The sequence below is a fragment of the Acinetobacter sp. UBA1496 genome (assembly GCF_002324975.1).
Taxonomy (GTDB): Bacteria; Pseudomonadota; Gammaproteobacteria; order Pseudomonadales; family Moraxellaceae; genus Acinetobacter; species Acinetobacter variabilis.
Genome location: NZ_DCRI01000109.1, coordinates 23,455 through 48,274 on the forward strand (window position 1 = coordinate 23,455; position 24,820 = coordinate 48,274).

The following is a 24,820-nucleotide window of genomic DNA, read 5'->3' on the forward strand; positions in this document are numbered from 1 at the left end:
ACTATTAAATATTAAGCTTACTTTTTAATTTTAAAAAATTATATTTAAAAAAATAAATCAATATATAAAATGGATGAGATCTCATGTATTTCAATATATCTTTTTGTTTTTCAAAATCACACTCAATCAAACTAATTCTTTTATTTTTTTTTGTATATTCCTTTTGTGCATTTAAAATATTTAAAATACACTCATACTCAACACTTAAATCCTTATTTTTAAATACTTTTTGGTCAATTATATTTTTTAATTTATTTTTTATTGCTTTCTTATCATTAAAACCAACCCAGTATTCAGATAGCAAAAAGGCAAGATATTTTTTTTGATAAATAGATAAATTATATTTCTCCTCATAGTTAATAAAAATATCTTCAAGCTGTTCTAATTTTCTAATTTGATATGTAATTGGAAACCATTCACTTTCGCCAAAGCAATACACTTTTTTATTTAATATTAATGACTCTAAACTTACACCAGAATTACAAGCCAATACACATTTACTCATTTGAATAAGTTGAGTAATATCACCATTTGAAATTGAAATCCATTCATTCTGATAACTTAGTTTAAAAACAAGTGATTTTAATAACTCTGAATCACACTTTGGATGAAGCTTAATAACTACCCTTTTCTTATATCGAATAGCCAAATTTGAAATCTCATTAATTACATCAGCCACATCTAAATAAGCATGATTTGCAACACTATCAGTTCTAACTTGCAAGGCCAATAAAATAAAATCATTTTCAAAAATTAATTTGGATTTAGATTGTTTATATTTTGATATACCATTTTTTAACTGATTGATAAATGGATTTAAAATATCATCATAATTTTTAATATCGTTAATTTTATGCTGATATCTCTTAGGATTCTTAGTAATATCAGCCCAGCCACCATATCCAGTAGGATCAATACAGTATAAACCTTTTATAGGAGCTTCTTTATAAGACCAAACCCCTTCCGGATTTGAATAACTATGAAATGATAAATAAGGACTTGTAGTTTGTGGGCGTGCTATACCATACGAAGGATACTCCACAGGTATAGAGGTAACAAATTGATTTAATTGAATTAAACAAAAATAAATATTATTCAAAAAAGTAATATTCTGCGGATCTGCCTCTTTTACCCAATCTATAGGATACTCAAAAATAAATTTATTCATTCTTTCACAATTAAAGCAATAGCATTAGATTTGGATATATTAACAATTAATTTATCTCAATTTTAATTTTTTACTTTATGAAAGCAGGAATTAATGTTAAATTTTTGATAAAATTGTATGAAGATTAGCGAAAATTTGATTTTTCTATGTATTTCCCGGAAAAAAAATGAGCAACCATACTATTGAAATCGTTAATATATCTCCTTGTATAATTCCTGAGTCAGAAAAGTATAGTAGAACTCCTCCAAGACCAGAAAGCTTGAGACCTAATGATTATCAAGATAAATTTGACTTCAAAACACTTTGCTATGATGTCTTCTTTTCTGAAAATAAAGTTATTTTTTCTGGACCTCCACTTTATGGTCTGAAAAATTTTATTGAGAAAGGAAATTTTTATTTAGATAATAAGGATTATTCTAAAAAAATAAATACAATAGAACTTGATCGCCTTCAAATTAACCACATTGATCAAATAACAAAAAAACCTAAAATCTTAAAATGGAAATATAATAATCTTTCATTTGATATAAAAATTAATGACAATTTACTTGGAAAACTTAAAGATAAAAAGGTCCTATTTACACTTTCAAAAAATAATAAATTTGAATGGATAAGTGACTGGATCTTATTTTATAAAAAAAATCATGAGATCGATACTGTTTTATTTTACGACAATAATTCAGATAATTACTCACTAGAAGAATTAAAAAAATATTTAGAAAAACAGAATTTAGATATCAATATTTACTTAGTTCCATGGAACTTTAAATATGGACCGCAAGGTGGCATATACAGCGGAAAAGGAAAAACACCCTGGGATTCTGATTTTTGTCAGTATGGTATGTTTGAACATGCGAAACATAAATTTTTAAAATACTCTGCAGGTGTAATTAATGCGGATATAGATGAACTAATTATTACCCCAAAAGGAGAATCTATTTTTAAATTACTAGATCAAAACAAGGGTTTAATTTATCCAGGTTTTTGGATCCAATCAATCCCTTTGGATAAAAGTAAAGAGACCCGATTTTTTAATTATGCATATCGAAGTAAAAATGATAAGCATACTGATTATAAATGGTGTATCAACCCTTCAAAACTAGATGATCTTACTCAGTGGAAAGTTCATTCTATTAGGAAAGTTTCTTTAAAAAAAATCAAGGGACTATATTATTCTCATTTCAAAGCAATTAATTACAACTGGAAAACCTTACGTACTAACAATATAACATTCAATAACTCAATTCATTATATTGACCAAAAAACATATTCTCGTTTAAATATAACATTCCCAGATGATTCACCCAAATTAAAATTTATTTCCACGAGAAAAAATATATTAGAAAAGTTAAAAAAATTTTTAAATCATTATAGGAACGGAAGCTCTATTTAGAACTTCCATTCTTATTAAGAATCATATTAATTATAGCTAAAAATCTTATTTTCCATGATCTAATTTGCTTTTTCATGCTCAAAGATAAGCTACTTTTTTTCTTTTTACTCCGATTTTTATCAATTACACTTTCAAAACCACTTGGTCTAACTAAAGGCTTCCATATTGAAAGGCCTTTACTATTCCTACTCAACCAATATTGTAAATAGTTATCGATTGGCATGAATATTTCTCGACCTTGCTCCAAAAACTCTTGCGCACCTTGTCTTGACCATATAAGCCCAATCGTTCTTATTGGAAAATAATATGCATGTAATAATGTATGACTATTAAAACTTGCAACCTCCGTAAAAATTTTCTTTTTCTTAGGACCAATATTAATTAAATTCCAATTAATTCTTTTATTCTGATCTAAGTAATTTAAAATTTTATCTATTGTATTTTTATAGTTATTGTGAAGTTGCATATCATCCTCTAAAACAATGAGGTAATCAGCATCTGAGGCTAAAAAACGTTCAACACAGCCAACGTGACTCAAATAACATCCTATTTCGCCACTCAATAAACTTCTACCCATTACTTGTTTAGCTTTTTTATCATTATAATCCTTAAATTCAGTTAAAGCTTTACCACGACCATCAACAGCTGGAAATCTTATAAAATCAATATTTTGAGATGCCAAAATTTCAGAAGCATTTTTTAAACGTTCATCACTTCCGTCCAAATTAATCAGATAAGTAATCGCTTTCATCATGAACCTCTAAATCAAAATTGAATTGGGTAAATAACCAGCCAGTTTTTGCTGCATGGCATCACCTACCTGTTTTGCTTCTGCAGGATTCAATTGATCCAGACTCTGGATACAACCATATTTTATTGCAGGATTATCTAAAGCTGAAATAAAACTGTCGAGGCTATCTTCATTTTTCAGATAAGCCAGTTCAATATCCGGCTTCAGCTCAGCTTGCTGCTTTTGAATCTTGATATGATTCATCAGTGAAATGGGATTAAGCTGCTCTACACTGCGGAACTTGTATTTAATCTGGGTTTCCAGCAACTGCGGATATGCCAATAAATAATCCTTTAAGGCATAACGATCGACAATATGTGGATAGTGATGGATCTCGAAAAACTTTTTGAAACCCAGGATATCAGCCCCTAACATTTGTGCAATCATGTGCTTCGGCTGAATCGGCTTGCCAAATTGACGCTGCAAAAATTGGCGATATTTTAACTTTGTTTTTAACGCAAAACTGCTTTGCCAGTGGCCATAGATCACCAAATGATTACCGTTTAGAAAATCTTCTGGCTGCGCAGTTGAATTAAAGAAAAAGTCATCATTCAAATAAATAAAGTAGTCTGATAATCCTTCAATGTTCCAGAGCATACTTTCAATGGATCGCGTATTGAAAGTGGGCAAATGCTGCTCATAACCTCTAAAAATTTCCCGATGATCCACTACACGAATTTTATCGGCAGTACACAGGCCTTGTGCAGCAAATTCATCAATAAATTCTGGGCGCTGGTTATCGGTCACTACAAAAATATTGCGGCAAAAAGGTACATATTTCAGGATTGAAGCAACGTTGTAGTAGATTTCATTATTACTGGCAAAGCGGGTATCACTGACTGCATCTGATGCATCTTTACCAGTCAGATATTTATGCCGTTTCTTTTTTAATTCCAGATCATTGCCATCCACCCAGGCAATTACAATATCAATTTGCTGCTGCATTTACTTCATCACTTTAAAATAGGTACCGGATTGCTTAATTACTACACTTAATAATTATTGCCACGCATCCTTGATCCATTGCGATGGCAGAACATAACGGTACCATTTACCACCGCCGCCGTTAATTGCGTCAGGTGGATTGATTTCACCATGAAAAATAATAATTTTGACGCCTTCCGGCTTCACAGGCGGCTTGAAATAAGCCATTGGAATTTTTTGCAGGCAGTGATATTTATAGCTCTTGCACCAGGAATCTGGCCAGTAACTCAGTTTCTTTTCCTGATCAACATACCAGGATAAATAAGCCTGCTCATTACGAAACTTCTGACGGATTTCATCAAAATGTTCACGGAAATATGGCATCAAACCAGGAAAAGCTCCTAGCTTGAAACGATAAACCGAGCTATTTCCAGTAATACGCCATGGACGTTTCCAGTCATGAATAATCAAGAAATCACCTGAATGGGTAAAGAAACTATCGATATTATCGACAATCACAACATCTAAATCGAGGAAAAGTGCATTTCCTTTTAAACCATACAAATCAGGTTCAAAGGTCGATAACTTATTCCAGCCACGTTCAGGACTACCTGCTGGCAAGGCCAATGGCGGAATAGGAAAACATTCAACAGCAGGATCAATGCCCTCGGTACGGTCTGTCAGACACACCATTTTAAAGTCAACCGTAGTATGACGCTTGACCATGTTATATAAACGATTGACGTACTCTGCCCCATATTTGGTGCCCCACTTCATGCATAGCACAATATTCTGTTCAGACTGTATATGAGTCTGGCCTGACAGTGAGTCGCTTACGTTTTCCTGCATGTATTCATCTTCCACCAGCATTCTGCGCCATATCATACCATTTCTAAAGCAAAGTTACTGTCTGCTTTTCAACACCTTCATCATACTCAAAAATACTTTATGGTATGATGTGCAGTTGCTTCGAGAACATCAATACTGGCTTGAACTCAAGCCCCCTCTATTAGAAACACATAATCAGGTTGATATGAAAATAGCAGTTGCAGGTACCGGTTACGTCGGCCTTTCCAATGCCATGATCTTCTCACAACATCATGAAGTCGTGGCATTAGATATTATCGACAGCAAAGTTGAAATGTTGAATCAAAAGGTTTCTCCAATTCAGGATCATGACATTTCAGCTTTTTTAAGTGAAAAACCTCTGAACTTCCGTGCGACAACTGACAAATTTGATGCATATCAGGACGCAGATTTTGTCATCATTGCGACACCTACGGATTATGATACTAAAACCAATTATTTTAATACCCAGAGTGTGGAAAGTGTCATTCGTGATGTGACCGAGATTAACCCTCAAGCAGTCATGATTATTAAATCTACAGTTCCTGTGGGCTTCACCAAAACGGTTAAAGAGAAATTTAATACAGAAAATATTATTTTCTCTCCAGAATTCTTACGTGAAGGTAAAGCCTTACATGACAACCTTTATCCATCACGTATTATTGTTGGGGAGAAGTCAGAGCGTGCCCAGCAATTCGCAGATATGCTGATCGAAGGTGCAATCAAAAAAGACAGCCCTGTGCTGTTTACTGACTCAACCGAAGCCGAAGCAATCAAGTTATTTGCCAATACCTATCTGGCTATGCGCGTGGCTTTCTTCAATGAACTGGATACCTATGCACAAACTTTCGGTTTAGATACTCAGCAAATTATTGAAGGTGTCTGTCTGGATCAGCGAATTGGCAACCACTATAACAACCCTTCCTTTGGCTATGGCGGTTACTGCCTGCCAAAAGATACCAAGCAATTATTGGCGAACTACAGTCAGGTACCAAGCAATCTTATTCAGGCTATTGTGGATTCTAACCGTACCCGCAAAGACTTCATTGCCGATTCCATTTTGGCAAAACATCCATCTGTAGTAGGGATTTATCGACTAGTCATGAAAAGTGGTTCAGATAATTTCCGTGCCTCTGCCATCCAGGGCGTGATGAAACGCCTTAAGGCTAAAGGTATTGAAGTCATTATCTACGAGCCAACGCTCAAAGAAGCAGAGTTCTTTAAATCTGAAGTGATTACTGATTTAGAAGTTTTTAAACAGCAAGCAGATGTGATCATCACCAATCGTCGATCCAAAGATCTGAGTGATGTTGAATATAAAGTATATACCCGTGATATTTTTGGAGGCGATGAATGAAAATTCTGGTAACAGGTGCAGCAGGTTTTATTGGATTCCATGTTTCCAAAAAGCTTTTAGAACGTGGTGATGATGTGGTCGGTTTTGACAACATGAATGATTACTACGATCCAGCTTTAAAACAGGCACGTGTAGATCTGTTAATTCAAACTGCAGAACAGCAGTCGGGGCAGTTCAATTTTATTCATGCCAATCTTGCAGATAAAACTGCGGTCGAAAAGTGTTTTCAGGAGTATCAATTTGATCGCGTGATTCATCTGGCAGCACAAGCAGGGGTACGCTATTCACTTGAAAACCCGATGAGCTATGTAGAAAGCAATATTGTCGGTTTTACCAATATCATTGAAGCCTGCCGCTATGCCAAAACACCACATCTGACCTATGCTAGCACCAGTAGTGTTTACGGTGCTAACACCACCATGCCTTTCAGTGAAAAGCATGGGGTTGATCATCCGATCCAGTTTTATGCAGCAACCAAACGTGCCAATGAATTGATGGCGCATAGCTATAGCCATCTATTTAAGCTACCAACGACAGGCCTACGCTTCTTTACCGTTTATGGTCCTTGGGGTCGCCCGGATATGGCACCTTTTAAATTTACTAAAAACATTATAGAGGGCAAATCCATTCCTGTCTTTAATCACGGCAATCATACTCGTGACTTTACTTTTGTCGCAGATATTGCTGAGGGCGTGATCCGTTCCAGTGACCAGATTGCTGCACCAAATCTAGATTGGGATAGTAACAACCCTGATCCATCAACCAGTAATGCACCATTCCGGATTTTTAATATCGGCAATAATACACCTGTACAATTAATTGACTTTATACGAGCTATCGAAGATTCTGTTGGCAAAAAAGCACTAATAGAAATGCTTCCCCTACAAGAAGGAGACGTACCTGATACTCTAGCCGACAGTTCTGCTTTAGAACAAAAAGTAGACTATAAACCATCTGTTTCAGTAGAGGATGGGGTAAAGCAGTTTGTCGACTGGTATCGAGACTTTTATCAAGTGTAAAACTTTAAAAAGGACTCACTCTATTTTATTAGCATGAGTCCTTATATATTTAAATTACTAACATGACTTCCATAGAGAACCAAGTTTTTGATCCCATTCTATAGGTGTTATGATCATGCGACCCGCATTCGGTGTTAGGGTGATTTCACTAAAAAACACTTGATCTTGTGATAATAAAAAATCTATTCGACTATAACCATAAGAAAAACACAATGACTCTGATAGTTCCAATAATTTCTCAAGCTGAGGTGGTCGCCCTATACTATTAGGTGCATTTTCTTTCAAATCTACTTTAAATGGTTGCAATAACCATGAAGTATCATAAATATTTGAATATTCATTTTTAAGATTATCAATGATATCTACTTCTAAATACTCTGGCTTCCCTTCAAAACAATGAATACGACAAGTGGTAATTATATATTGATTATTTATATCCATAAAAAGATCAATATATTGTTCAGCTAAAATCGTAGGCTGGATATTTTTATAATGCCATTCTCGCTTACGATAATACATATTCATGCTTAAATGCTTATTGATTTTTAAACGTGCCTTATGAACATCAAAATTGTTTAGATTATTACAAATAATAGCACTACCACTATCATGATTACATTTCAGAACAAACTTATCTGGAAACTGCTCAAATTTAATATCATCATAGGATTTATATACTCCTATTAAAGGAACAAGATAATCCCATCCTATTTTTTCTGCTACTAGCTTCCTTACTACAGCTTTATCCGCGAGCTTTGTATGCAGAGAATCACGACTGAAAATCATTCGCGCTGTTACTTTCTCATTAAAACTTTGCGGTGCATTAAAATTAGGAATATAGCCTAATTTAGATACAAATCTTTTCGTTAAGTATTTTTTGTCTGATACAAATTTAGTTCGAATTACTTTAGCTTGGTAAATAATATTTTCTATCATAATAAGTAATGATATTTTAGATTTAAGATACTCATTATAACAAATTGAAACAAACAAGATGCGAATGTTTAACTATTTTCTGAATCAAAAAATTAAATATATTACGTAATTAATATTGCAAAAACCTCTCAAATGAGAGGTTTTTTCAAGCAATAAATTCTGAATTACTTCACATACGTTAACCAGTGTGCATATTTAGGGTCTTTACCCTGAACCGCATCAAAATAGGCTTTCTGGATTTGAGTGGTTATTGGACCACGTACGCCTTCACCAATTTGACGGTCATCATATTCACGGATTGGTGTGACTTCAGCAGCCGTACCAGTGAAGAAAGCCTCATCTGCAATATAGAATTCGTCACGGGTAATACGGCGTTCTACCACTTCATAGCCAAGATCTTTAGCAATGGTAATAATCGATTGACGAGTAATACCGTCTAATGCGCCACCAGCGATATCAGGCGTATGAATTACGCCATCACGTACCAGGAATACGTTCTCGCCTGAACCTTGGCATACATAGCCTTGCGGATCAAGCAGCATTGCTTCGTCATAACCTGAATGTGCCACTTCTTGGTGAGCAAGAATCGACAATGTGTAGTTACCAGAGGCTTTTGCTTTACACATGGTCACGTTTGGATGATGGTGTGTGAATGATGAAGTTTTTACACGAATACCTTTCGCCATCGCATCATCACCAAGGTAAGCACCCCAGCTCCACGCTGCAACTACAGCATGAATGGTATTGTCAGTTGCGGCAATACCCAATTTTTCAGAGCCAATAAAAATAATTGGACGCAAATAGCAAGATGCCAATTTATTTTCACGAACCACATCAATTTGGGCTTGTTCTAAAGCTGCGTGATCAAATGGAACTTTCATTTGATAAATTTTTGCAGAATTGAGCAAACGTTTGGTGTGTTCTTTCAGACGGAAAATAGCCGTTCCATTCGGGGTTTCATAAGCACGGACACCTTCAAACACACCCATGCTGTAATGCAAAGTATGTGTTAATACGTGAGTTTTCGCCTCACGCCAGTCTACTAGTTGTCCATCTTGCCAAATGAAACCATCACGATCAGCCAAATTCATGCCACAAACTCCAATTTTTCACAATTATTCACTATCCAGTGCAAATACTGCACTTGGATCAATCAGTCTTTGCCATAACTTGCAAACGGTCTTTCGGGTATCGTGCCAGTCGCTTGCAGACACTTGCATGGATTGATTTGCAAGGGCTAAGCGGTGGCTCTCGGCGCGTTCACGGAGATAAGCTTGAATCAGAGCAGTCGCATCGTCGCTGGATAAGCAACCTGATTTTGCGGCATCCTCAAGGATTCTTACATTGTCGGAGTAATGGGCGAGATCTTTATTCGTCCCACTCCAAGCTAACACCGCATACTGTGCCATAAATTCGATATCAACGATACCACCTGCATCTTGTTTTAAATGAAAAATCCCATCTTTTTTTTGCTCTTTGGAAGAACCCAGATGATCTTTCATTTTCTGACGCATTTTCAGAACTTCACTACGTACATGACAGATATCGCGTTTCTGGGTAAGAATCTTACAACGTAGTGCTTCAAATGTCTCTCTCAGGCTATTTTCACCGGCAATGGAGCGTGCACGCACCAAGGCCTGATGTTCCCACAGCCATGCATTTTTCAACTGATATTGCTCAAATGCTTTCAGGCTAGTGACCAGCAGCCCTGCTTCTCCAGAAGGACGTAGACGAGTATCGACTTCATAGACACGTCCATCCAGTGTTTGTGTGGTCATGAGCGACATAAACTTCTGTGCCACACGCATGGCAAACTCAAAACCGCTAATCGGCTTGAGACCGTCCGTATCTGCCTGCTCACCCATATAATGAATGAAGACCAGATCCAGATCCGAACCATAACCCAACTCAATGCCACCGACTTTGCCATAGCCAATGACGGCAAAAGCCGTATGTTCTATTGAGCAGTGCTGCCCTTCTGCATCCAACGGAAAACCATGTCGTTTAGCCACAATCTGATAAGCCAGATGCAGCGCAGCATTCACTGAGACTTCTGCAATATCCGTTAAGGCATCCGAGACTTTCATTAAAGGACTTTCTGCCAACACATCACTGGCAGCTACCGCAAGGACATTGGATTTTTTAAACAGGCGCAGCACCCGCATCTGGTCTTCAACCTGATCAATTTCGATTCTGAGCAATTGCTGACGCAGGCTATCTTCCAGATCCTGCCGCTTAGGCAATTCAAAATCCATCGACAGGAACTCATCCAGCAATACCGGATAATGAGTAAGCTCCTCACAGATCCAGGGGCTGACAGTCGCCATTTTTACCAAACGCTGTAAAGCACCTTTACTTTCAATCAGCATCACTAGATACACCGTACGACGCATGACTGATTCAACCAATGGCATCAGGCGAACCAGTGCAACTTGCGGTTTATCTGATTCTAGAATCGCCTCTATCAGATAAGGCCAAAATGTTTTTAAACGTTGAATGGCTTTGGCTGGCAGTTTTTTTAAGGCATGTCCATACCAGAATTCATGCACCAGATTTTTTGCATGATCATCCAAGACTTCATTCAGCTGTTGTTCCAACTGAGAAAAACTTTTGCCTTGAGGCTCTGGTCCATTTTCCTTGATCAAGTGCTCAAACTGGTAAATCACTTTAGCGCGTTTTTGATCCAGCACTTCCATAAAGGCGGACCAGTCTGAAAAGCCCAAAGTATCCACAATACGTTGACGTAAATCTGGCTCAGTCGGCAAACATTGGGTTTGTTGATCATGCAGCGCCTGAATAGCATGCTCTACCCGACGAAGGAATAAATAGGCATCTTCGAGGTCAGTCACCGCCTGCTCATCCAGCAGTTCAGCCTCATCCAGATGATTCAGGCTGACCAGACATTGCCGATCTTGCAGCTCTAACTTGGCTCCGCCATAAATCAGCTGAAAAACCTGCACGATAAATTCAACCTCACGGATCCCGCCAGCCCCAAGCTTGATATCGTCTTCAATATTGCGACGCTGTACTTCACGCTCAATCATTGCCTTCATTTCGCGCATCGCTTCGAAAGCGCTGTAATCGACATATTTACGGAAGACGAAAGGGCGGGTCATGTCCAGCAGTTCATCACCTTCTGGACTTGGATTGACAATACGGGCCTTGATCCAGGCATAGCGTTCCCATTCACGCCCATGCTGACTGAGATATTTTTCTAGTGCGGCATGACTGATGGCTAAAGCAGAACCATCACCCCAAGGGCGCAAGCGCATATCGACACGAAATACAAAACCTTCAGCGGTGATATGGTCTAGCAGATAGATTAACTTTTGTCCCCATAGGATACAGAACTGCTGAACGTCAATGCATTTACGCCCATCCGTTTCACCCTGTTCATCAAAGGCAAAAATCAGGTCGATATCACTGGAAAGGTTGAGTTCCTGAGCGCCCAGTTTGCCCATCGCAATAATAATAAGATCTTGAACTTTACCGTTATAACCAACTGGCTGACCATATTTGGCGACTAGAGGAATACGGGCAAACTCTTTGGCAGCACAAATGCAGGCATCGGCGAAATCAGACAGCTCGCGAGTCAGCGTGATGACATTGGTAAGTTGATTGGCATCCTGCCAGATCCAGCGAAACATCAGACGGGCACGCAGAATACGTAAACTGCGCATCCACATGGTTTCATCGCTGATATTTAATAGATTGGCCTGAATTAAGTTTTGAATCTGTTCAGTGCCGAGTGATCCCTGAAACTGATCAATTGCATAATCCTGATTCAATAGATCTTGATGATTGGCCAATACCTGTTCTGCATACTGACTGGCTCTTAAGGTTTTCTGCAATTGTACCGCGTCCATCACTCGGTGATTCCCTCAAAACTTTTATTTAGTTATAGCAGGAGTTCAGGCCGAGTGGGAACGGTTTTAAAAGAAATTTATGATTTTCAGGACTTTTCAGTATGCAGATCTTCAAGTACCAATGCCTGATGATCATTGGTCACTTTAGGTAAATGCACAGTAAAGGTGGTTCCAGCACCTTCTTTAGAATCTACGGAAATCTGTCCATGGTTCAGGTCCACAAAACGCTTACACAGTACCAGACCCAGACCTGCGCCTTTCTCATTGTCCGTGCCTTTTAAGCTCACCGTGAGATTTGGTCTAAATAGATTTTCCATCTGTTCTTCAGTCATACCGAGACCAGTATCCTGAACAGTGATCTTGACTTGCTCACCTTCCATTTCAGCAGCCAGAATCACCTGTCCACCCTGATCCACTGGAGTAAATTTCAGTGCATTCGATACCAGGTTCTGCAAGACCGAAGTAATCATGTTAATATCAGCATGTACCTTAATATCTTCAGGAACCTGGTCAATCAGCTCAATATTCTTTTTCAGCGCCAGACTTTTCAGTACATCACAAACAATTTTAGTAGACTGTTTTAATTCATAATTAATCGGATGATAAACAAAACGTCCACCCTCTGCCATCGCCCAGGTCAACAGACTTTCTAACAAGTTATACGTCGATTGAGCCGTATCATATAAATAATCAGAAATACTCTGGATACTGGATTCATCCAGAGTGTCACGTTCCTGCGCCAATACTTCCGAGAAGCCTAACAGGCCATGGAAAGGTGCACGCAGGTCATGAGCAATAATCTGGAAGAATTTGGTTTTACTAAAGTTTTGTGCACATTGTTGTTCGTATAGCTCTTTTAGTTCAGTATGCTCTTCATTCAGTTTGACTCGCTTGACTAAAGTTTCAGCAAATTGCTGAACAATAATAATATCTTCCTGATCAAACACTTCAATCTGATCATCAAAGAAAACCACCTGCCCTAAAGACTGCCCTTGAGCTGATTTTAAATTAAATGCCACCAGCCGCTGATGAGCTACACCAAGGCCTTTTACGTAATCTGATAATTCTGCATATGCAGAATGATTTTGATCGATCACATCCATTTCTTGTAGATATTTAGGGATGTCCACATTCTGTGGTACGTGTAACCCACGAAAACCGAGCGGACAGCTGTACCAGATATAGGGTTCCGTATAGAATCCGATGATACAGGTCTTGGCGCCGAGTACTTTACGCGCGACTTTACAGAAGGTGTCTAATAAATTGTCAGAGGTATAGACACCTAAAATGAGAGATATACGGCACGAGCTTAACTGCTCCGTATTCTGACCGATCTCTAGCAGTTTTAGTTCCATGTCTGCCTCTCTGGATGTTATGGAATAGAGAATAAAAATTACAACCGACTAAATTGATACAATCAATAACAAAGATTCTATATTTACTCAACGTTAAAATCTCATTTATCGACCAAAGGATTTGTTAACTTATTTCTCTAAAGATACATTCATTGTTTCAATGCATTGATATTTAAATATTAAGAATTACTTGAGAAAATATTCTCCTTATAAAAAAATTACATATAATTATTTGAAATTCCTGAATTCATTTCAAATTGTTTCGATATCACCTTAATATCCAAATTATATAAAGATAAAAACAGCTCACTTTTCTTCTGATCTCTAGACAAATAAAAGCTTTTGAATTTTCAAATATATAGAAAACGCCTATTGTCACTTTCTGAAAAAAAGTAGTGCTGGTAATATTAAATTTGACCTAAATCTATTTCTATCTTTTAAATATTCTTAATAATCATAAAATATTGAGAGATTTAAATAGTTTATTTATGCACTAAAACCTATTTCTTAAGTAATCAAAAATATTAAAATTTTACATTTTTTTACAGTTAACAATGACTTATAGGAACATTCTTGAATTCTTATAAAAAATTAAAATTAATTAGAGTGAATAAAAAAGCGACAAAATGTCGCTTTTCTTTAATTCAGATTACAATCAGTTATCTGAAATCAGGGCAACTTGCTGCACATAGTTAAACAGCTTTTGCTTTGAGGCTGCCACTTCTTCTTCCGGTGCCTGATTTTTTAGATCACGATGCACACGTAAATAATGCTGACGTAAGGTATGACGCTCTGTCGCATTATAGGTTTTGGTAAATTCGTTAATTGCAGGATCGCCATCTTTCACGATACGGTCAACCCAACGCTGCAATTGTGCTGTCTTTTTCAAACCCTGTTTCGGAGTCAGATAAGACAGAATCACAGTTTCATTTTCATTACGAAGTAATTTACCAATACGTGAAAATTGACGACGGCGTGCTTCATGTGAACTGATTTGCTGGACATCCAGCAAAGCTTCAATCAGACGTTCTTCAACGGGTAAATTTTTAATTTGTTTCGCACTCAGTTCTGCCAACTGTGCGCCTAAAGCAGCCATACGCTGAACTGCTTTTTTCTGTTCGGTTTTACTTGCGCGTCCCTCTAAAGATTCAAAGTCTTCTTCAGTTAAACTGCTCGGTCGACGTGCCACGATTAATCTGCCTCATAAAATTTTGCCGCAAACAGTGCCTGAATTTCAGATAAGGCCTTTTCCTCATCTGCACCTTCAATCACTAAGCGTAAAGTTGTTCCTTTGCCCGCACCAAGCATCAGCAAGGACATAATATTTTTGGCATCAACCAATTTGTCCGACTTGCCAATCTGGATACTGGAACGAAATTTGGTGGTAACTTCAATGAGTTTACCTGATGCACGCGCATGTAAACCTAGTTTATTAATTACGTCAACAGTCGTATCAATCATGACCAGTGCTTCATTTCTCGGTGGAGGACTTGAATAGACCATTTTGCCTCAAGCGCTTTTTTTAGTCTATCCACAATATAAACAGAACGATGTTGGCCGCCAGTACAACCAATTGAGATGGTCATATAATGACGATGACCCTCAGCAAAGGTCGGCAGCCATTTGTCTAAAAAGTGATAAATATCCTGAAACATGTCTTCGACCTGATCACTTTTCTCCAGGAATTCTTGTACTGGTTGATCGAGGCCTGAGTATTTGCGCAGTTCGAGTTCCCAATGCGGATTCGGCAAATGACGGACATCAAAAACATAATCAGCATCCAAAGGAATGCCATGCTTATAGCCAAAAGATTGCAGAATCACAATCAGGTTATCGGTCTGCCCCAGCTTGTACAGCAAGGTATGTTTCAGATCATGCACGCTTTTATCGGTGGTATCGATATGCACTGTGGAACGGAGTTGAATCGGCATTAGCAGGATTTTTTCTTCCTGAATACACTGATGCAGGCTCTTAAAACGGGCAGCCAAAGGATGCGGACGGCGTGATGCACTGAAACGGGCAATCAGCTCCTGATCCTGCGTGGTCAGATAGATGACATCTACCGTACCATGCTGTTGCAACTGTTCAAATACATGGTCGAATTCCTGCAAATCTGCACGGGTACTACGTACATCCACCCCAAGCGCTAACTGTTCCAGATTATTTTCACAATCCAGCTTCGCCACAATTTCAGGAAGTAAGGCCAAAGGCAGATTATCAATACAGTAATAACCCAAGTCTTCAAGTACCTGCAATGCAGAAGATTTACCTGAGCCAGATTGTCCTGTCATAATTAAAATGCGCTTCATGCCTTACGATCCTTTTACTTATCCAGCTGCGTATTTGATCTGCAGATTATCAATCAGACGAGTTTTTCCTAATTTTGCCGCAATTAAAATCACGACATCCTGATTAAACTCATCAATTTTTTGCAATTCCGGTGTACGGGCTTCTACATAGTCCACTACCAGACTTGCATCTGTCAAAGTCTGACGGATACCTGCCAGTGCTTCCTCCAAAGTTTTACCTGCATGTAACTGCTGCTCAGCAGTTTTCAGACTTTGAAAAATAACCGGTGCTGTCGCACGTTCCTGCTCGCTTAGATAGCCATTACGCGAACTGAGTGCCAGACCATCTTCAGCACGGGCAATTGGTACACCAATCACTTCCAGCGGAATATTCAGGTCTTGAACGAACTGACGAATCACAGCCAATTGCTGATAGTCTTTCTGACCAAAGAAAGCATAGTTGGGCTGAACAATATTAAATAACTTGGTCACCACGACCGCTACACCATCAAAATGACCTGGACGCTGTAAGCCACATAGATCATTAGTAATACCAGACACACTGATATTGGTCAGACGTGGCTTGTTACCATACATCTGCTCTACCGTTGGGGCAAAGACAATGTCACAACCTACATCCGCCAGTAACTGCTGATCCTGCTCTAAAGTACGTGGATAATTATCAAAATCTTCATTAGGTCCGAACTGGATCGGATTAACGAAAATACTCACAACAACGACATCACACAGTTTACGCGCCTCACGCACCAGATTCAGATGCCCCTGATGCAGGTTACCCATGGTCGGGACAAAACCAATAATTTTACGCGCAGAACGTGCAGGATTGAGTGAAGCAGATAATCCTTGGATGGTTGTTTCTGTTTTCATGTTACAACTCGACTTGGAATGTTTGTTCAGGTGCTGGGAATGAACCATCTAACACAGCCGCATGATAGGCTTTAAATGCATCCAGAATTGCAGTCGCACCAGACTGTTCTTTCATAAAGTTACGTACAAATTTTGCAGTGTGGCCAAAGGTCAGACCGAGCATGTCCTGAACGACCAGTACCTGTCCGTCAGTGGCTGCTCCTGCTCCAATCCCAATCACCGGAATATGCGGGAATAGTTCAGTAATCTCCTGACCCAATTGGGCAGGCACACATTCCAGTAACAGCACTGCTGCACCGGCTTCAACCACTGCCTTACAGTCAGCAATCAGTTGATCGGCCGCTTCACGGGTACGGGCCTGTAGTTTATAGCCACCAAAGACATGCACCGACTGTGGAGTGAGACCCAAATGAACACAGACTGGAATTCCGTTACGGGTTAAGACCTGAACGGTTTCCGCCAGCCAGGCACCACCTTCCATCTTGACCATTTGTGCACCGGCCTGCATCACCGTTTTTGAACTTTGTAATGCATCATTCAGAGTGGCATAACTCATAAATGGCAGATCAGTCATAATCAGTGCATGCTGATTGCCACGGCGTACCGCTGCGGTATGGTAAGCCATATCTTCTACAGTCACAGGCAAGGTTGAATCACGTCCCTGAATCGACATACCCAAAGAGTCGCCAATCAGAATACTGTCAACTTCAGCAATTTCCATGGCTTTGGCCATACTGGCGTCATAGCAAGTCAGGCAAGAAAATTTGCGTCCTTCCGCTTTATATCGTCTTAAATCACTGAGACTGATCATGAAGATGTTCCTCTATTATTGAAGCTCTCTCGAACATACCAATAATTAAAAATTAAATATTTGCCCAATTCGTGCGATCAAAAACCCTTAAGGTTGATTGCTTGACGATGTCCAGGTCTTTTAATGTGTTTCCATTCAGCTGCAAGTTGGCATCAATATCCAGTAATGGCACCAATACAAAATCACGTTCCAGCACGCCCACATGCGGCACGGTTAAACGTTCATTTTGAATTTGTTCATCACCGTAGATCAGCAGATCCAGATCCAAGGTACGTTCACCCCAATGACGTAGACGTACACGCCCAGCTTCCTGTTCGAAGGCTTGCAGACGATCCAGCAGATCCAGCGGTGCCAAATCCGTAATTAGCTGTACAACAGCATTAAAATAATTCGGCTGATCTTGTGGCCCCATAGGTGGGCTTTGATACAGATGCGAGGTTTTAACCTGTCCCAAACTTGCCAGCTTTTGCACGGCTTCAGCCAGAATCTGGCGTGAATCGCCCAAGTTACTTCCTAAACCGATATAGGTCACTGTCATTGTGTAGGCCCAAAAATAACCTGGCTTAAATCACGCTGCACCCGTTTACGCTTGGTAATTGGATGGTCTGCACCAATGTCGCCGCTGGCACTGGCCGCCACATGAGAAACCGGTTTGCTACGCTCATTCTCAAATTTGGCTTTACGCGCACGACGGCTACGTGGTTCCGGCTCATTCACCAGAGGTTCAATCTCGGTTACTACATCTTGTGCAGCCAGACGCTGTTCCAGATGTTCTTCCTGACAAGCCTTGCGACGGCTCTTGGCACGCTGACGATTATATTGGGCAATGGCGCGCTCTTTTTCATCGCTGCCCATTTGCTGATAGGCTTCCCACCAACTTCCCATGCCCTGTGCAGTTTCATCGCCTGATTTTTCACGCAGCAACAAAAAGTCAAAGCCGGCACGGAAACGTGCATGACCTGATAATGCTTCGATTTGCTGTGGTTTTGGATTGAGCAAGCGGGTTTGCATTTCCCAGACTTCACGAATGAAAGTTTCCGCAAAGCGTGGAATCACAGTACGGGTAGCCTGACGTTTCAGTACATCCAGTCCTGCCTGCGCACGTGCTTCCGCAGGCACCACACCTTTGGACAGATAGAAATCACAGCGCTCCAGGAATGGTTGCCACAACAATACCGCATAGAAGAAAGCCGGGTTGATGGTCTTGCCAATTGAAATACGCTGATCGGTATTTTTTGCTGCCAGTTCAATAAATGCAGTAATGTTTGGCTTGATATCGGCAAACAGCTGACGCCAGATGCCAAAATCGATCAGCATTGGCATCACACGATTCAGATGCCCCATAGTAAATAGCTTTTGCGATTCATCATAAAGACGATGCGGAGAGACATCACGCAGAAGTTGAGTCATTTCTGGAGTGAAAATATCCAGAATGGCTTCATCAATACTGAAATTGAGTTTGGCTGCAAAACGTAAAGTTCGCAGCATTCGAACCGGATCTTCCTCAAATCTTAAAGTTGGATCACCCAGTAAACGCAGTGTTTTATGTTTAATATCATCTACTGCATTGCAAAAATCCAGCACGATACCTTTGCGTGGCTGATAATACATGGCATTGATTGAAAAATCTCGACGAACAAAATCCTGCTCAATGGTGCCCCAGTTATTATCGCGCAGGATCATCCCTGCTGCAGAGGTCACCGCTTTTTTAGGAGGCGCACGGAAAGTTGCCACTTCAACCAGTTCACGGCCCGAATAGACATGCGCCAGCTCGAAACGTCGTCCGATAATCCGACAACGTCGTCCGAACACTTCTTTAACCTGAGCTGGTGTAGCATTGGTCACTGCATCGAAATCTTTGGGATTTAAACCTAGCATCAGATCCCGGACACCACCACCTACGATATAAGCTTCATAGCCTGCCTTGGTTAAGGCATCAATCACATCGAGAATATAAGAAGGTAATTGAGCGGTTGATAAACCACATTTTGACGCGCGCAAAGTTTGCAAAAGACGCTGTCTCCTACGTCTGAACGTAAAATTCTAAGATGACGCTAATCATATCGCTTACACCGCTAAAGGGCAATTTGATTATGTCATTCTCATGGTCCAGATGGATGGCTTATTTACACTAAATTCAGCAGGGTTACAAAGCCAGTTTATCCTTGTTTTTAGCAAATAAGGCCGGCCCGATGCCTTTGACCTGTTGAATATCTTCAATTGTTTTAAATTTACCGTTTTTCTGCCGGTATTCAATGATCGCTTCCGCTTTCTTCTGCCCGATGCCATTTAACTGCTGTAACTGCTCGATACTGGCCTGATTCAAGCTAATTTTATCAGTAGCTGAAGAGGCGGATAATGCAGGTTTAGCCAGATAATGATTGTTTTCAGAAACGAGGGTAGCAGCAGCAATTTTCTTCTTCAGGCGTGCATCATGCTGCTGCTGACGTACCTTCCATTCTGCATAATCGGTTGCAGTTGCATGTACTGTTCCAATTGAATTATAGGCCAGCCAAATGCCTAGCAGGACAGTATTAATCCATGCTGGACCTATGCGATGTTGTACTTTGTTCATGAGCGGCTCTTTGTTTTAATTCTAATTTGGCCTGTTCCCAGAGCTGATCCAATTCAGCTAATGACAGGCTTTCCAGATTGAGTTGCTGTTGTTCTGCCTGATTTTCCATCAGAGCAAAGCGGGTCCGGAATTTATGGATCGTGCCCAATAATGCCATCTCGCTTGAGACACCAAGTTTACGACCAACGTTCACCAGTGAAAATAAGCAGTCGCCAAATTCTTCGAGTATTTCATCGGAATTTTGTCCAGCAACGGCTTCTTTGAGTTCAGCCAGTTCTTCTTCCAGCTTGCCATAGGCACCCGCGACATCTGGAAAATCAAAACCGATTTTGGCGACATTTTTCTGAATCTCATCCGCCTGTTGCAGTGCGGGTGCATGCTTAACCTCATCCAAACGTGAACGTGGCTTACCCTGTTTTTCTTTCTGCTTGATTTCTTTCCAGAGTACCGAGACATCTTTAGGGCTCAGCTGTGCAAACTGTTCAGCCTGAAATACATGCGGATGGCGTCGGATCAGTTTATCGGTAATTGCCTGCACCACATCCTGAAAATCAAAAGCGCCCTGCTCGCTATACATTTGTGACTGAAATACGACCTGTAACAGCAAATCACCCAGTTCATCCCGCACCTCATCAGCTTGGCCAGAACGCACCGCTGCTTCAACTTCATAGGCTTCCTCAATCGCATATTTGGTCAGAGATTCGGGAGTTTGCTGCCGATCCCATGGACATTTTTCACGTAACTCACGCATGACTTGGAGTAATTGTTCCACTGTAAAACCTCTTCTTTACCAAATAGCCGCATTATTTTGCCTGTTTCTTGCTATGCTCAAGAAAAAAAGACAATAAGGAGATCAAGCACATGCACAGTATATTGATTAGTGGTGCAGCACAAGGAATTGGGGCCGCGACAGCAAGGCTATTTTACCAGTAAGGGTATAAAGTCGGAATTTATGATATTAATCTTGAGCAGGCAGAACAATTGGCCCAGCAACTCGGTGAGCATGCCAAAGCCGGCTTTCTGGATGTAACCGATTATGCTTCCTGGGAAACCGCTCTATCTGAATTCGCATCCTGGGCCGGTGAAATCAATATTCTGGTAAATAACGCCGGAATTTTATATTCCGGTCCTTTTGAAGAAACCAATATTACCGATCACCATTGCACCCTTGACGTGAATATCAAAGGCGTCCTGAATGGCTGTCATGCTGCTTTGCCCTACTTAAAGCAGGCTTCCTTTGCTCAGGTCATTAACCTGTCTTTAGCCTCAGCGATTTATGGCCAAGCGGATCTGGCTTCCTATGCAACTAGCAAATTTGCGGTTCGTGGTTTGACTGAAGGCTTGGATATTGAATGGCAAAAATATAGCATTCGGGTATTCGATGTAATGCCGCTTTTTGTTAGCACTGCAATGGTGAAAGATATGCAGGCTGAAAGTATCAAAAAAATGGGCGTGCATCTAAAAGCTGAGGATGTAGCGCAGGATATTTTCAAACTGGCACAGCTAAAAGATTCAATTTGGCAAGTGACGCATCATCCGGTCGGATTCAAGAGTAAGTTTTTATTCCATTTATCTCGAATGAGTCCGCAGTTCGTTAACCGGCTGAGTAATTTAATGATTGCCAAACAATAAGAAATATTTTGGGCTTACTTCACTTTCAAAAAGCTTGATGAATCTGAATCGCTGGAAATCTTAGGCCTTTACAGGAATGCTCGCTTTGCCAGGCCACAGTGAGCATGCAACCCGCTAAAATATAGTTTTGATAGGCATAAATTCCAATTTCTGGATGTTCACAACGTCCCCCATCCTGATATGGATGAATCTGGGTATTCAGCTCATTCAGGTTTATCCGGATTCCAAGTCCTGACGCTTTTAGGACCGCCTCCTTGGTGGTCCAGACTTTAAACCAGTATTCAGGATCATAACCCAATGCCTGCCACAGTTTCAGCTCTTCAGGATGAAAAGCATGTTGGGCTAAGGCTTCAAAACGTACATTTCGATTAAGTTCTTCGATATCGATCCCCAAGTTCTGAATACTTTTGCTTGTTGCTAATGCATAAAAGTTTTGGCTATGGGTATGATTAAAACCAAAGTCTGGATGGGCTGGAAAATAAGGCTTGCCGTATTCGGTTGTAGTAAAGTCCTGCTGGTCAATAACACAACCTAAATGTGCAGCTAACAACTGATTACGATAGCTACAAATTAATTGTTTACGCTGCTGAATATAGGTTTTTCGATCTAAGTCTTGTAAATGCCTAAGTCGTGGTGCCAGCGCGACCCAATCAATATGAATAATAGACTTCAAAAATAGTCGCCCTTATAAAAAATGTTACTTTTAGGGCCTTCAGTATAAATCAACCTGATTGCCTTTCTGACAAACAATAGGTAATATCTTAAAATATATTTTAATAAAACTTAAATAAAACAATAAAATATACTGCAAATCAAAATAAATAATTGAGCTTTCAAGCTATTTTTAATTGAATAAAAAATAGTTACAATCCAACTACAATTTTATACATAGAAAAAACAGAGGGTCATATGTTTAAGCGAATCATACTCAGTACTGCAATTGCTGCACTATCATTTTCAACACAAGCTGGCTCTTGGCTAGAAGCTGCTACTGCAGTTATGGGAGCTAGAAACGGCGCAATCATGGATCAGGCTGAAGCAAATATGGAGCGTAGCCGCGCACAGGCGAATGCTGCTGTTGCACGTGCAGACCGTGCTTATGCTTCCAATTATAATAATGCTTCAAATCAAAATAACGGTGTCTACTCAACAACATACTTAAAAGGATTAGATTGTACAGATTTGGCAGTAGAAGCGCGCAGCTTTGAACGCACCTTAGAAGCAAGTCAAAATGCACTCAACCAGGCGAATGCTCAAGCCAATAATCCTGTTTCTAAATTGGCAGGTATTGCAAGTGGTGCATTATCTGCTTTTGCAGGTCAATCACAAACAGTTGCGCGCGCAACTGAAATTACCAATGCTTTTACTGGCAATAACAATCAAAATAATATTGCTGCTTCTCAAGCCGATGCTGACGTAGCTTTAGCTAATCTTGAAAATATCCGTATTTATCAAAAAGCAAAAAAATGCTCAATCTAAAATATGAATAAATAAAAAAGCCTGCTTTTGCAGGCTTTTTTATTTAAATATGACAATTAACCACGTTTAAATTTTTTCTCGGCTTTCTTGAATTTCTGTACATAACGACGGCGACGCGCAGCAGTACGTTCATCCAGCTGTGACTTGCGACCTTCAAATGGGTTTTCTGATGTTTTAAATTCAATTTTTACTGGTGTACCTTCAAGTTTGTACACTTTACGGAATACGTTTTCCAAGTAACGGCGATAATCTGCAGGTGTCTTATCTACCTTATTACCATGAACCACAATAGTCGGTGGATTCTGTCCGCCCATATGCGCATAACGCATCTTGATACGACGACCTTGTACAGTAGGCGGTTGGTGCGCTTCAGTGGCATCATTCAGGATCTGGGTCAACTTCGCTGGTGATACTTTCAGATGTGAAGAATCATAAGCACGGTGAATCGATGGATACATCTCCCCGACCCCTGTACCATGTAACGCAGAAATCAGGTGGATTTTAGCCCAAGGAATAAAGTCAAAACGACGCTCTACATCGAGCTTACATTGTTTACGATCATATTCAGACATGTTGTCCCATTTATTGATCGCAATCACCATGGCACGGCCAGCTTCAAGCGCATAACCGATCAGGTGCAAGTCCTGCTCTACAATGCCTTCACGGGCATCCACCACGATCACAACTACGTGCGCATCTTTCATCGCCTGCAAGGTTTTCACGATTGAGAATTTCTCAATCATTTCATCCACCTTACCTTTACGGCGTACCCCAGCGGTGTCAATCAGGGTGTATTGACGACCATCACGCTCAAAAGGAATATAGATCGAGTCACGCGTCGTTCCTGGCTGGTCAAACGCTACAACACGCTCTTCACCCAATAGACGGTTTACCAGTGTCGATTTACCTACGTTTGGACGACCAATAATTGCAAGACGTAGACCAGTATTCTTGTCATGTTCTTCCGGACTTTCATCTTCAGGCACACCTTCAAGTACTTCTTCCAGCATTTGCTGTACGCCACGGCCGTGGCTGGCAGCAACCTGCATAGGCTCACCCATACCGAGTTTATAAAACTCAACCAGAGCAGCTTCAGCATGTACACCATCAACTTTGTTAGCTACAAGGAAAACTTTCTTGCCCAAAGTACGCAGTTCACGAGCGATCTGTTCATCAGATGCCAGTAATCCGGCACGTGCATCGACCACAAAAATGATCATGTCAGCTTCATGGATCGCGGTTTTAGACTGCTCAGCCATGTAGGAGTCAATACCACCTTCATTTTCACCGATACCACCGGTATCTACGACAATGAAAGATTTGTTTTGATAGATCGCATCACCATATTTACGGTCGCGTGTCAGACCTGCAAAGTCTGCCACCAATGCGTCACGGCTCTTGGTTATCTGGTTAAACAGAGTTGATTTTCCGACGTTCGGACGACCAATGAGCGCAATTACGGGTTTCATAGATTAACCTTTATTCAATATCAG

General features: G+C 40.1%; 23 protein-coding genes and 1 pseudogene. 5 read left to right on the plus strand and 19 right to left on the minus strand.

All coding sequences use genetic code 11. The features are described from left to right. Positions 1-4 precede the first annotated feature (4 nt). Positions 5-1,168: a hypothetical protein gene (locus B3143_RS14125; RefSeq protein WP_286740956.1), complete on the minus strand. Its 1,164-nt coding sequence runs from the start codon at positions 1,166-1,168 to the stop codon at positions 5-7. 166 nt (positions 1,169-1,334) lie between these two features. Here B3143_RS14125 and B3143_RS14130 point away from each other — a divergent pair, with 166 nt between their 5' ends. Continuing rightward, positions 1,335-2,561, plus strand: a complete 1,227-nt coding sequence (locus B3143_RS14130) for a hypothetical protein (RefSeq protein ID WP_286740957.1) — start codon at positions 1,335-1,337, stop codon at positions 2,559-2,561. Here the strand turns inward: B3143_RS14130 and B3143_RS14135 are convergent. From B3143_RS14135 to B3143_RS14145, 3 genes are read right to left on the minus strand one after another with little or no spacing between them, the layout of a single operon-like run. Next, positions 2,554-3,312 carry a glycosyltransferase family 25 protein gene (locus tag B3143_RS14135; protein ID WP_286740958.1) on the minus strand — a complete coding sequence of 253 codons (759 nt, stop codon included), beginning with the start codon at positions 3,310-3,312 and terminating at the stop codon, positions 2,554-2,556. The genes B3143_RS14130 and B3143_RS14135 overlap by 8 nt on opposite strands. A gap of 9 nt (positions 3,313-3,321) precedes the next feature. After that, positions 3,322-4,296, minus strand: a complete 975-nt coding sequence (locus B3143_RS14140; protein WP_286740959.1) for a stealth family protein — start codon at positions 4,294-4,296, stop codon at positions 3,322-3,324. A 54-nt stretch (positions 4,297-4,350) separates the two neighbouring features. After that, positions 4,351-5,124, minus strand: a complete 774-nt coding sequence (locus tag B3143_RS14145) for a glycosyltransferase (protein WP_286740984.1) — start codon at positions 5,122-5,124, stop codon at positions 4,351-4,353. A gap of 184 nt (positions 5,125-5,308) precedes the next feature. Here B3143_RS14145 and B3143_RS14150 point away from each other — a divergent pair, with 184 nt between their 5' ends. After that, the gene (locus B3143_RS14150) at positions 5,309-6,478 is read left to right on the plus strand and encodes a nucleotide sugar dehydrogenase (protein ID WP_286740960.1); all 1,170 of its coding nucleotides are present in this window, start codon (positions 5,309-5,311) and stop codon (positions 6,476-6,478) included. Further along, positions 6,475-7,497, plus strand: a complete 1,023-nt coding sequence (locus tag B3143_RS14155) for an NAD-dependent epimerase (RefSeq protein ID WP_286740961.1) — start codon at positions 6,475-6,477, stop codon at positions 7,495-7,497. Before B3143_RS14150 ends, B3143_RS14155 begins: the two co-directional genes overlap by 4 nt. Before the next feature lie 57 nt (positions 7,498-7,554). On the opposite strand, the gene B3143_RS14160 is transcribed toward B3143_RS14155, so the two are convergent. The 13 genes from B3143_RS14160 to mazG form a co-directional block, all read right to left on the minus strand. Then, complete coding sequence (locus B3143_RS14160; protein WP_286740962.1) at positions 7,555-8,433, minus strand: ATP-grasp fold amidoligase family protein; 879 nt, start codon at positions 8,431-8,433, stop codon at positions 7,555-7,557. Positions 8,434-8,597: 164 nt separating this feature from the next. After that, on the minus strand, positions 8,598-9,524 hold the full coding sequence (locus B3143_RS14165; protein ID WP_005232095.1) for a branched-chain amino acid transaminase: 927 nt from the start codon (positions 9,522-9,524) through the stop codon (positions 8,598-8,600). A gap of 24 nt (positions 9,525-9,548) precedes the next feature. Further along, complete coding sequence (glnE, locus tag B3143_RS14170) at positions 9,549-12,299, minus strand: bifunctional [glutamate--ammonia ligase]-adenylyl-L-tyrosine phosphorylase/[glutamate--ammonia-ligase] adenylyltransferase (RefSeq protein ID WP_286740963.1); 2,751 nt, start codon at positions 12,297-12,299, stop codon at positions 9,549-9,551. A gap of 86 nt (positions 12,300-12,385) precedes the next feature. Beyond that, on the minus strand, positions 12,386-13,654 hold the full coding sequence (locus tag B3143_RS14175) for a sensor histidine kinase (protein WP_286740965.1): 1,269 nt from the start codon (positions 13,652-13,654) through the stop codon (positions 12,386-12,388). Positions 13,655-14,309: 655 nt separating this feature from the next. Further along, positions 14,310-14,843, minus strand: a complete 534-nt coding sequence (gene yjgA / locus B3143_RS14180) for a ribosome biogenesis factor YjgA (RefSeq protein WP_005232100.1) — start codon at positions 14,841-14,843, stop codon at positions 14,310-14,312. Between the two features lie 2 nt (positions 14,844-14,845). Then, positions 14,846-15,115, minus strand: coding sequence for an HPr family phosphocarrier protein (locus B3143_RS14185; RefSeq protein WP_034169914.1), 270 nt, complete (start codon positions 15,113-15,115; stop codon positions 14,846-14,848). Beyond that, positions 15,112-15,963: an RNase adapter RapZ gene (gene rapZ / locus B3143_RS14190; RefSeq protein WP_286740966.1), complete on the minus strand. Its 852-nt coding sequence runs from the start codon at positions 15,961-15,963 to the stop codon at positions 15,112-15,114. The genes B3143_RS14185 and rapZ overlap by 4 nt, the downstream gene beginning before the upstream one ends. Positions 15,964-15,981: 18 nt before the next feature. Further along, positions 15,982-16,830 carry a pantoate--beta-alanine ligase gene (gene panC, locus B3143_RS14195; RefSeq protein ID WP_286740968.1) on the minus strand — a complete coding sequence of 283 codons (849 nt, stop codon included), beginning with the start codon at positions 16,828-16,830 and terminating at the stop codon, positions 15,982-15,984. A gap of 1 nt (position 16,831) precedes the next feature. Next, on the minus strand, positions 16,832-17,641 hold the full coding sequence (gene panB, locus B3143_RS14200; RefSeq protein WP_004782128.1) for a 3-methyl-2-oxobutanoate hydroxymethyltransferase: 810 nt from the start codon (positions 17,639-17,641) through the stop codon (positions 16,832-16,834). A 52-nt stretch (positions 17,642-17,693) separates the two neighbouring features. Next, positions 17,694-18,179: a 2-amino-4-hydroxy-6-hydroxymethyldihydropteridine diphosphokinase gene (gene folK, locus B3143_RS14205; protein ID WP_286740971.1), complete on the minus strand. Its 486-nt coding sequence runs from the start codon at positions 18,177-18,179 to the stop codon at positions 17,694-17,696. Further along, positions 18,176-19,651 (minus strand): polynucleotide adenylyltransferase PcnB, encoded by a 1,476-nt coding sequence (pcnB, locus tag B3143_RS14210; RefSeq protein WP_286740972.1) that lies wholly within the window; start codon positions 19,649-19,651, stop codon positions 18,176-18,178. Before pcnB ends, folK begins: the two co-directional genes overlap by 4 nt. A 136-nt stretch (positions 19,652-19,787) precedes the next feature. After that, entirely contained in the window at positions 19,788-20,216 is a 429-nt protein-coding gene (locus tag B3143_RS14215) for a ComEA family DNA-binding protein (RefSeq protein WP_286740974.1), read from the minus strand. Continuing rightward, positions 20,176-20,988 carry a nucleoside triphosphate pyrophosphohydrolase gene (gene mazG, locus B3143_RS14220; RefSeq protein WP_286740976.1) on the minus strand — a complete coding sequence of 271 codons (813 nt, stop codon included), beginning with the start codon at positions 20,986-20,988 and terminating at the stop codon, positions 20,176-20,178. The genes B3143_RS14215 and mazG overlap by 41 nt, the downstream gene beginning before the upstream one ends. Before the next feature lie 89 nt (positions 20,989-21,077). On the opposite strand from mazG, the pseudogene B3143_RS14225 reads away from it, so the two are divergent. Then, positions 21,078-21,848: pseudogene (locus B3143_RS14225) on the plus strand (SDR family oxidoreductase). A 25-nt stretch (positions 21,849-21,873) separates the two neighbouring features. Here the strand turns inward: B3143_RS14225 and B3143_RS14230 are convergent. Then, positions 21,874-22,521, minus strand: a complete 648-nt coding sequence (locus B3143_RS14230) for a 4'-phosphopantetheinyl transferase family protein (protein WP_376745104.1) — start codon at positions 22,519-22,521, stop codon at positions 21,874-21,876. Between the two features lie 236 nt (positions 22,522-22,757). Between B3143_RS14230 and B3143_RS14235 the strand changes: the two genes are divergently transcribed. Further along, positions 22,758-23,327, plus strand: a complete 570-nt coding sequence (locus tag B3143_RS14235) for a hypothetical protein (RefSeq protein WP_286740978.1) — start codon at positions 22,758-22,760, stop codon at positions 23,325-23,327. 56 nt (positions 23,328-23,383) lie between these two features. Here B3143_RS14235 and der read toward each other — a convergent pair whose 3' ends face one another. Then, positions 23,384-24,796 carry a ribosome biogenesis GTPase Der gene (gene der / locus B3143_RS14240; protein ID WP_005232122.1) on the minus strand — a complete coding sequence of 471 codons (1,413 nt, stop codon included), beginning with the start codon at positions 24,794-24,796 and terminating at the stop codon, positions 23,384-23,386. Between the last annotated feature and the right edge of the window lie 24 nt (positions 24,797-24,820).

What these genes read in the sequence shown, in the direction of transcription:
- B3143_RS14125 (WP_286740956.1), bottom strand. Translation starts at nt 1,168, where the DNA reads ATGAATAAATTTATTTTTGAGTATCCTATAGATTGGGTAAAAGAGGCA.
- B3143_RS14130 (WP_286740957.1), top strand. Translation starts at nt 1,335, where the DNA reads ATGAGCAACCATACTATTGAAATCGTTAATATATCTCCTTGTATAATT.
- B3143_RS14135 (WP_286740958.1), bottom strand. Translation starts at nt 3,312, where the DNA reads ATGAAAGCGATTACTTATCTGATTAATTTGGACGGAAGTGATGAACGT.
- B3143_RS14140 (WP_286740959.1), bottom strand. Translation starts at nt 4,296, where the DNA reads ATGCAGCAGCAAATTGATATTGTAATTGCCTGGGTGGATGGCAATGAT.
- B3143_RS14145 (WP_286740984.1), bottom strand. Translation starts at nt 5,124, where the DNA reads ATGCAGGAAAACGTAAGCGACTCACTGTCAGGCCAGACTCATATACAG.
- B3143_RS14150 (WP_286740960.1), top strand. Translation starts at nt 5,309, where the DNA reads ATGAAAATAGCAGTTGCAGGTACCGGTTACGTCGGCCTTTCCAATGCC.
- B3143_RS14155 (WP_286740961.1), top strand. Translation starts at nt 6,475, where the DNA reads ATGAAAATTCTGGTAACAGGTGCAGCAGGTTTTATTGGATTCCATGTT.
- B3143_RS14160 (WP_286740962.1), bottom strand. Translation starts at nt 8,433, where the DNA reads ATGATAGAAAATATTATTTACCAAGCTAAAGTAATTCGAACTAAATTT.
- B3143_RS14165 (WP_005232095.1), bottom strand. Translation starts at nt 9,524, where the DNA reads ATGAATTTGGCTGATCGTGATGGTTTCATTTGGCAAGATGGACAACTA.
- glnE (WP_286740963.1), bottom strand. Translation starts at nt 12,299, where the DNA reads ATGGACGCGGTACAATTGCAGAAAACCTTAAGAGCCAGTCAGTATGCA.
- B3143_RS14175 (WP_286740965.1), bottom strand. Translation starts at nt 13,654, where the DNA reads ATGGAACTAAAACTGCTAGAGATCGGTCAGAATACGGAGCAGTTAAGC.
- B3143_RS14185 (WP_034169914.1), bottom strand. Translation starts at nt 15,115, where the DNA reads ATGATTGATACGACTGTTGACGTAATTAATAAACTAGGTTTACATGCG.
- rapZ (WP_286740966.1), bottom strand. Translation starts at nt 15,963, where the DNA reads ATGAAGCGCATTTTAATTATGACAGGACAATCTGGCTCAGGTAAATCT.
- panC (WP_286740968.1), bottom strand. Translation starts at nt 16,830, where the DNA reads ATGAAAACAGAAACAACCATCCAAGGATTATCTGCTTCACTCAATCCT.
- panB (WP_004782128.1), bottom strand. Translation starts at nt 17,641, where the DNA reads ATGATCAGTCTCAGTGATTTAAGACGATATAAAGCGGAAGGACGCAAA.
- folK (WP_286740971.1), bottom strand. Translation starts at nt 18,179, where the DNA reads ATGACAGTGACCTATATCGGTTTAGGAAGTAACTTGGGCGATTCACGC.
- B3143_RS14215 (WP_286740974.1), bottom strand. Translation starts at nt 20,216, where the DNA reads ATGAACAAAGTACAACATCGCATAGGTCCAGCATGGATTAATACTGTC.
- B3143_RS14235 (WP_286740978.1), top strand. Translation starts at nt 22,758, where the DNA reads ATGTTTAAGCGAATCATACTCAGTACTGCAATTGCTGCACTATCATTT.
- der (WP_005232122.1), bottom strand. Translation starts at nt 24,796, where the DNA reads ATGAAACCCGTAATTGCGCTCATTGGTCGTCCGAACGTCGGAAAATCA.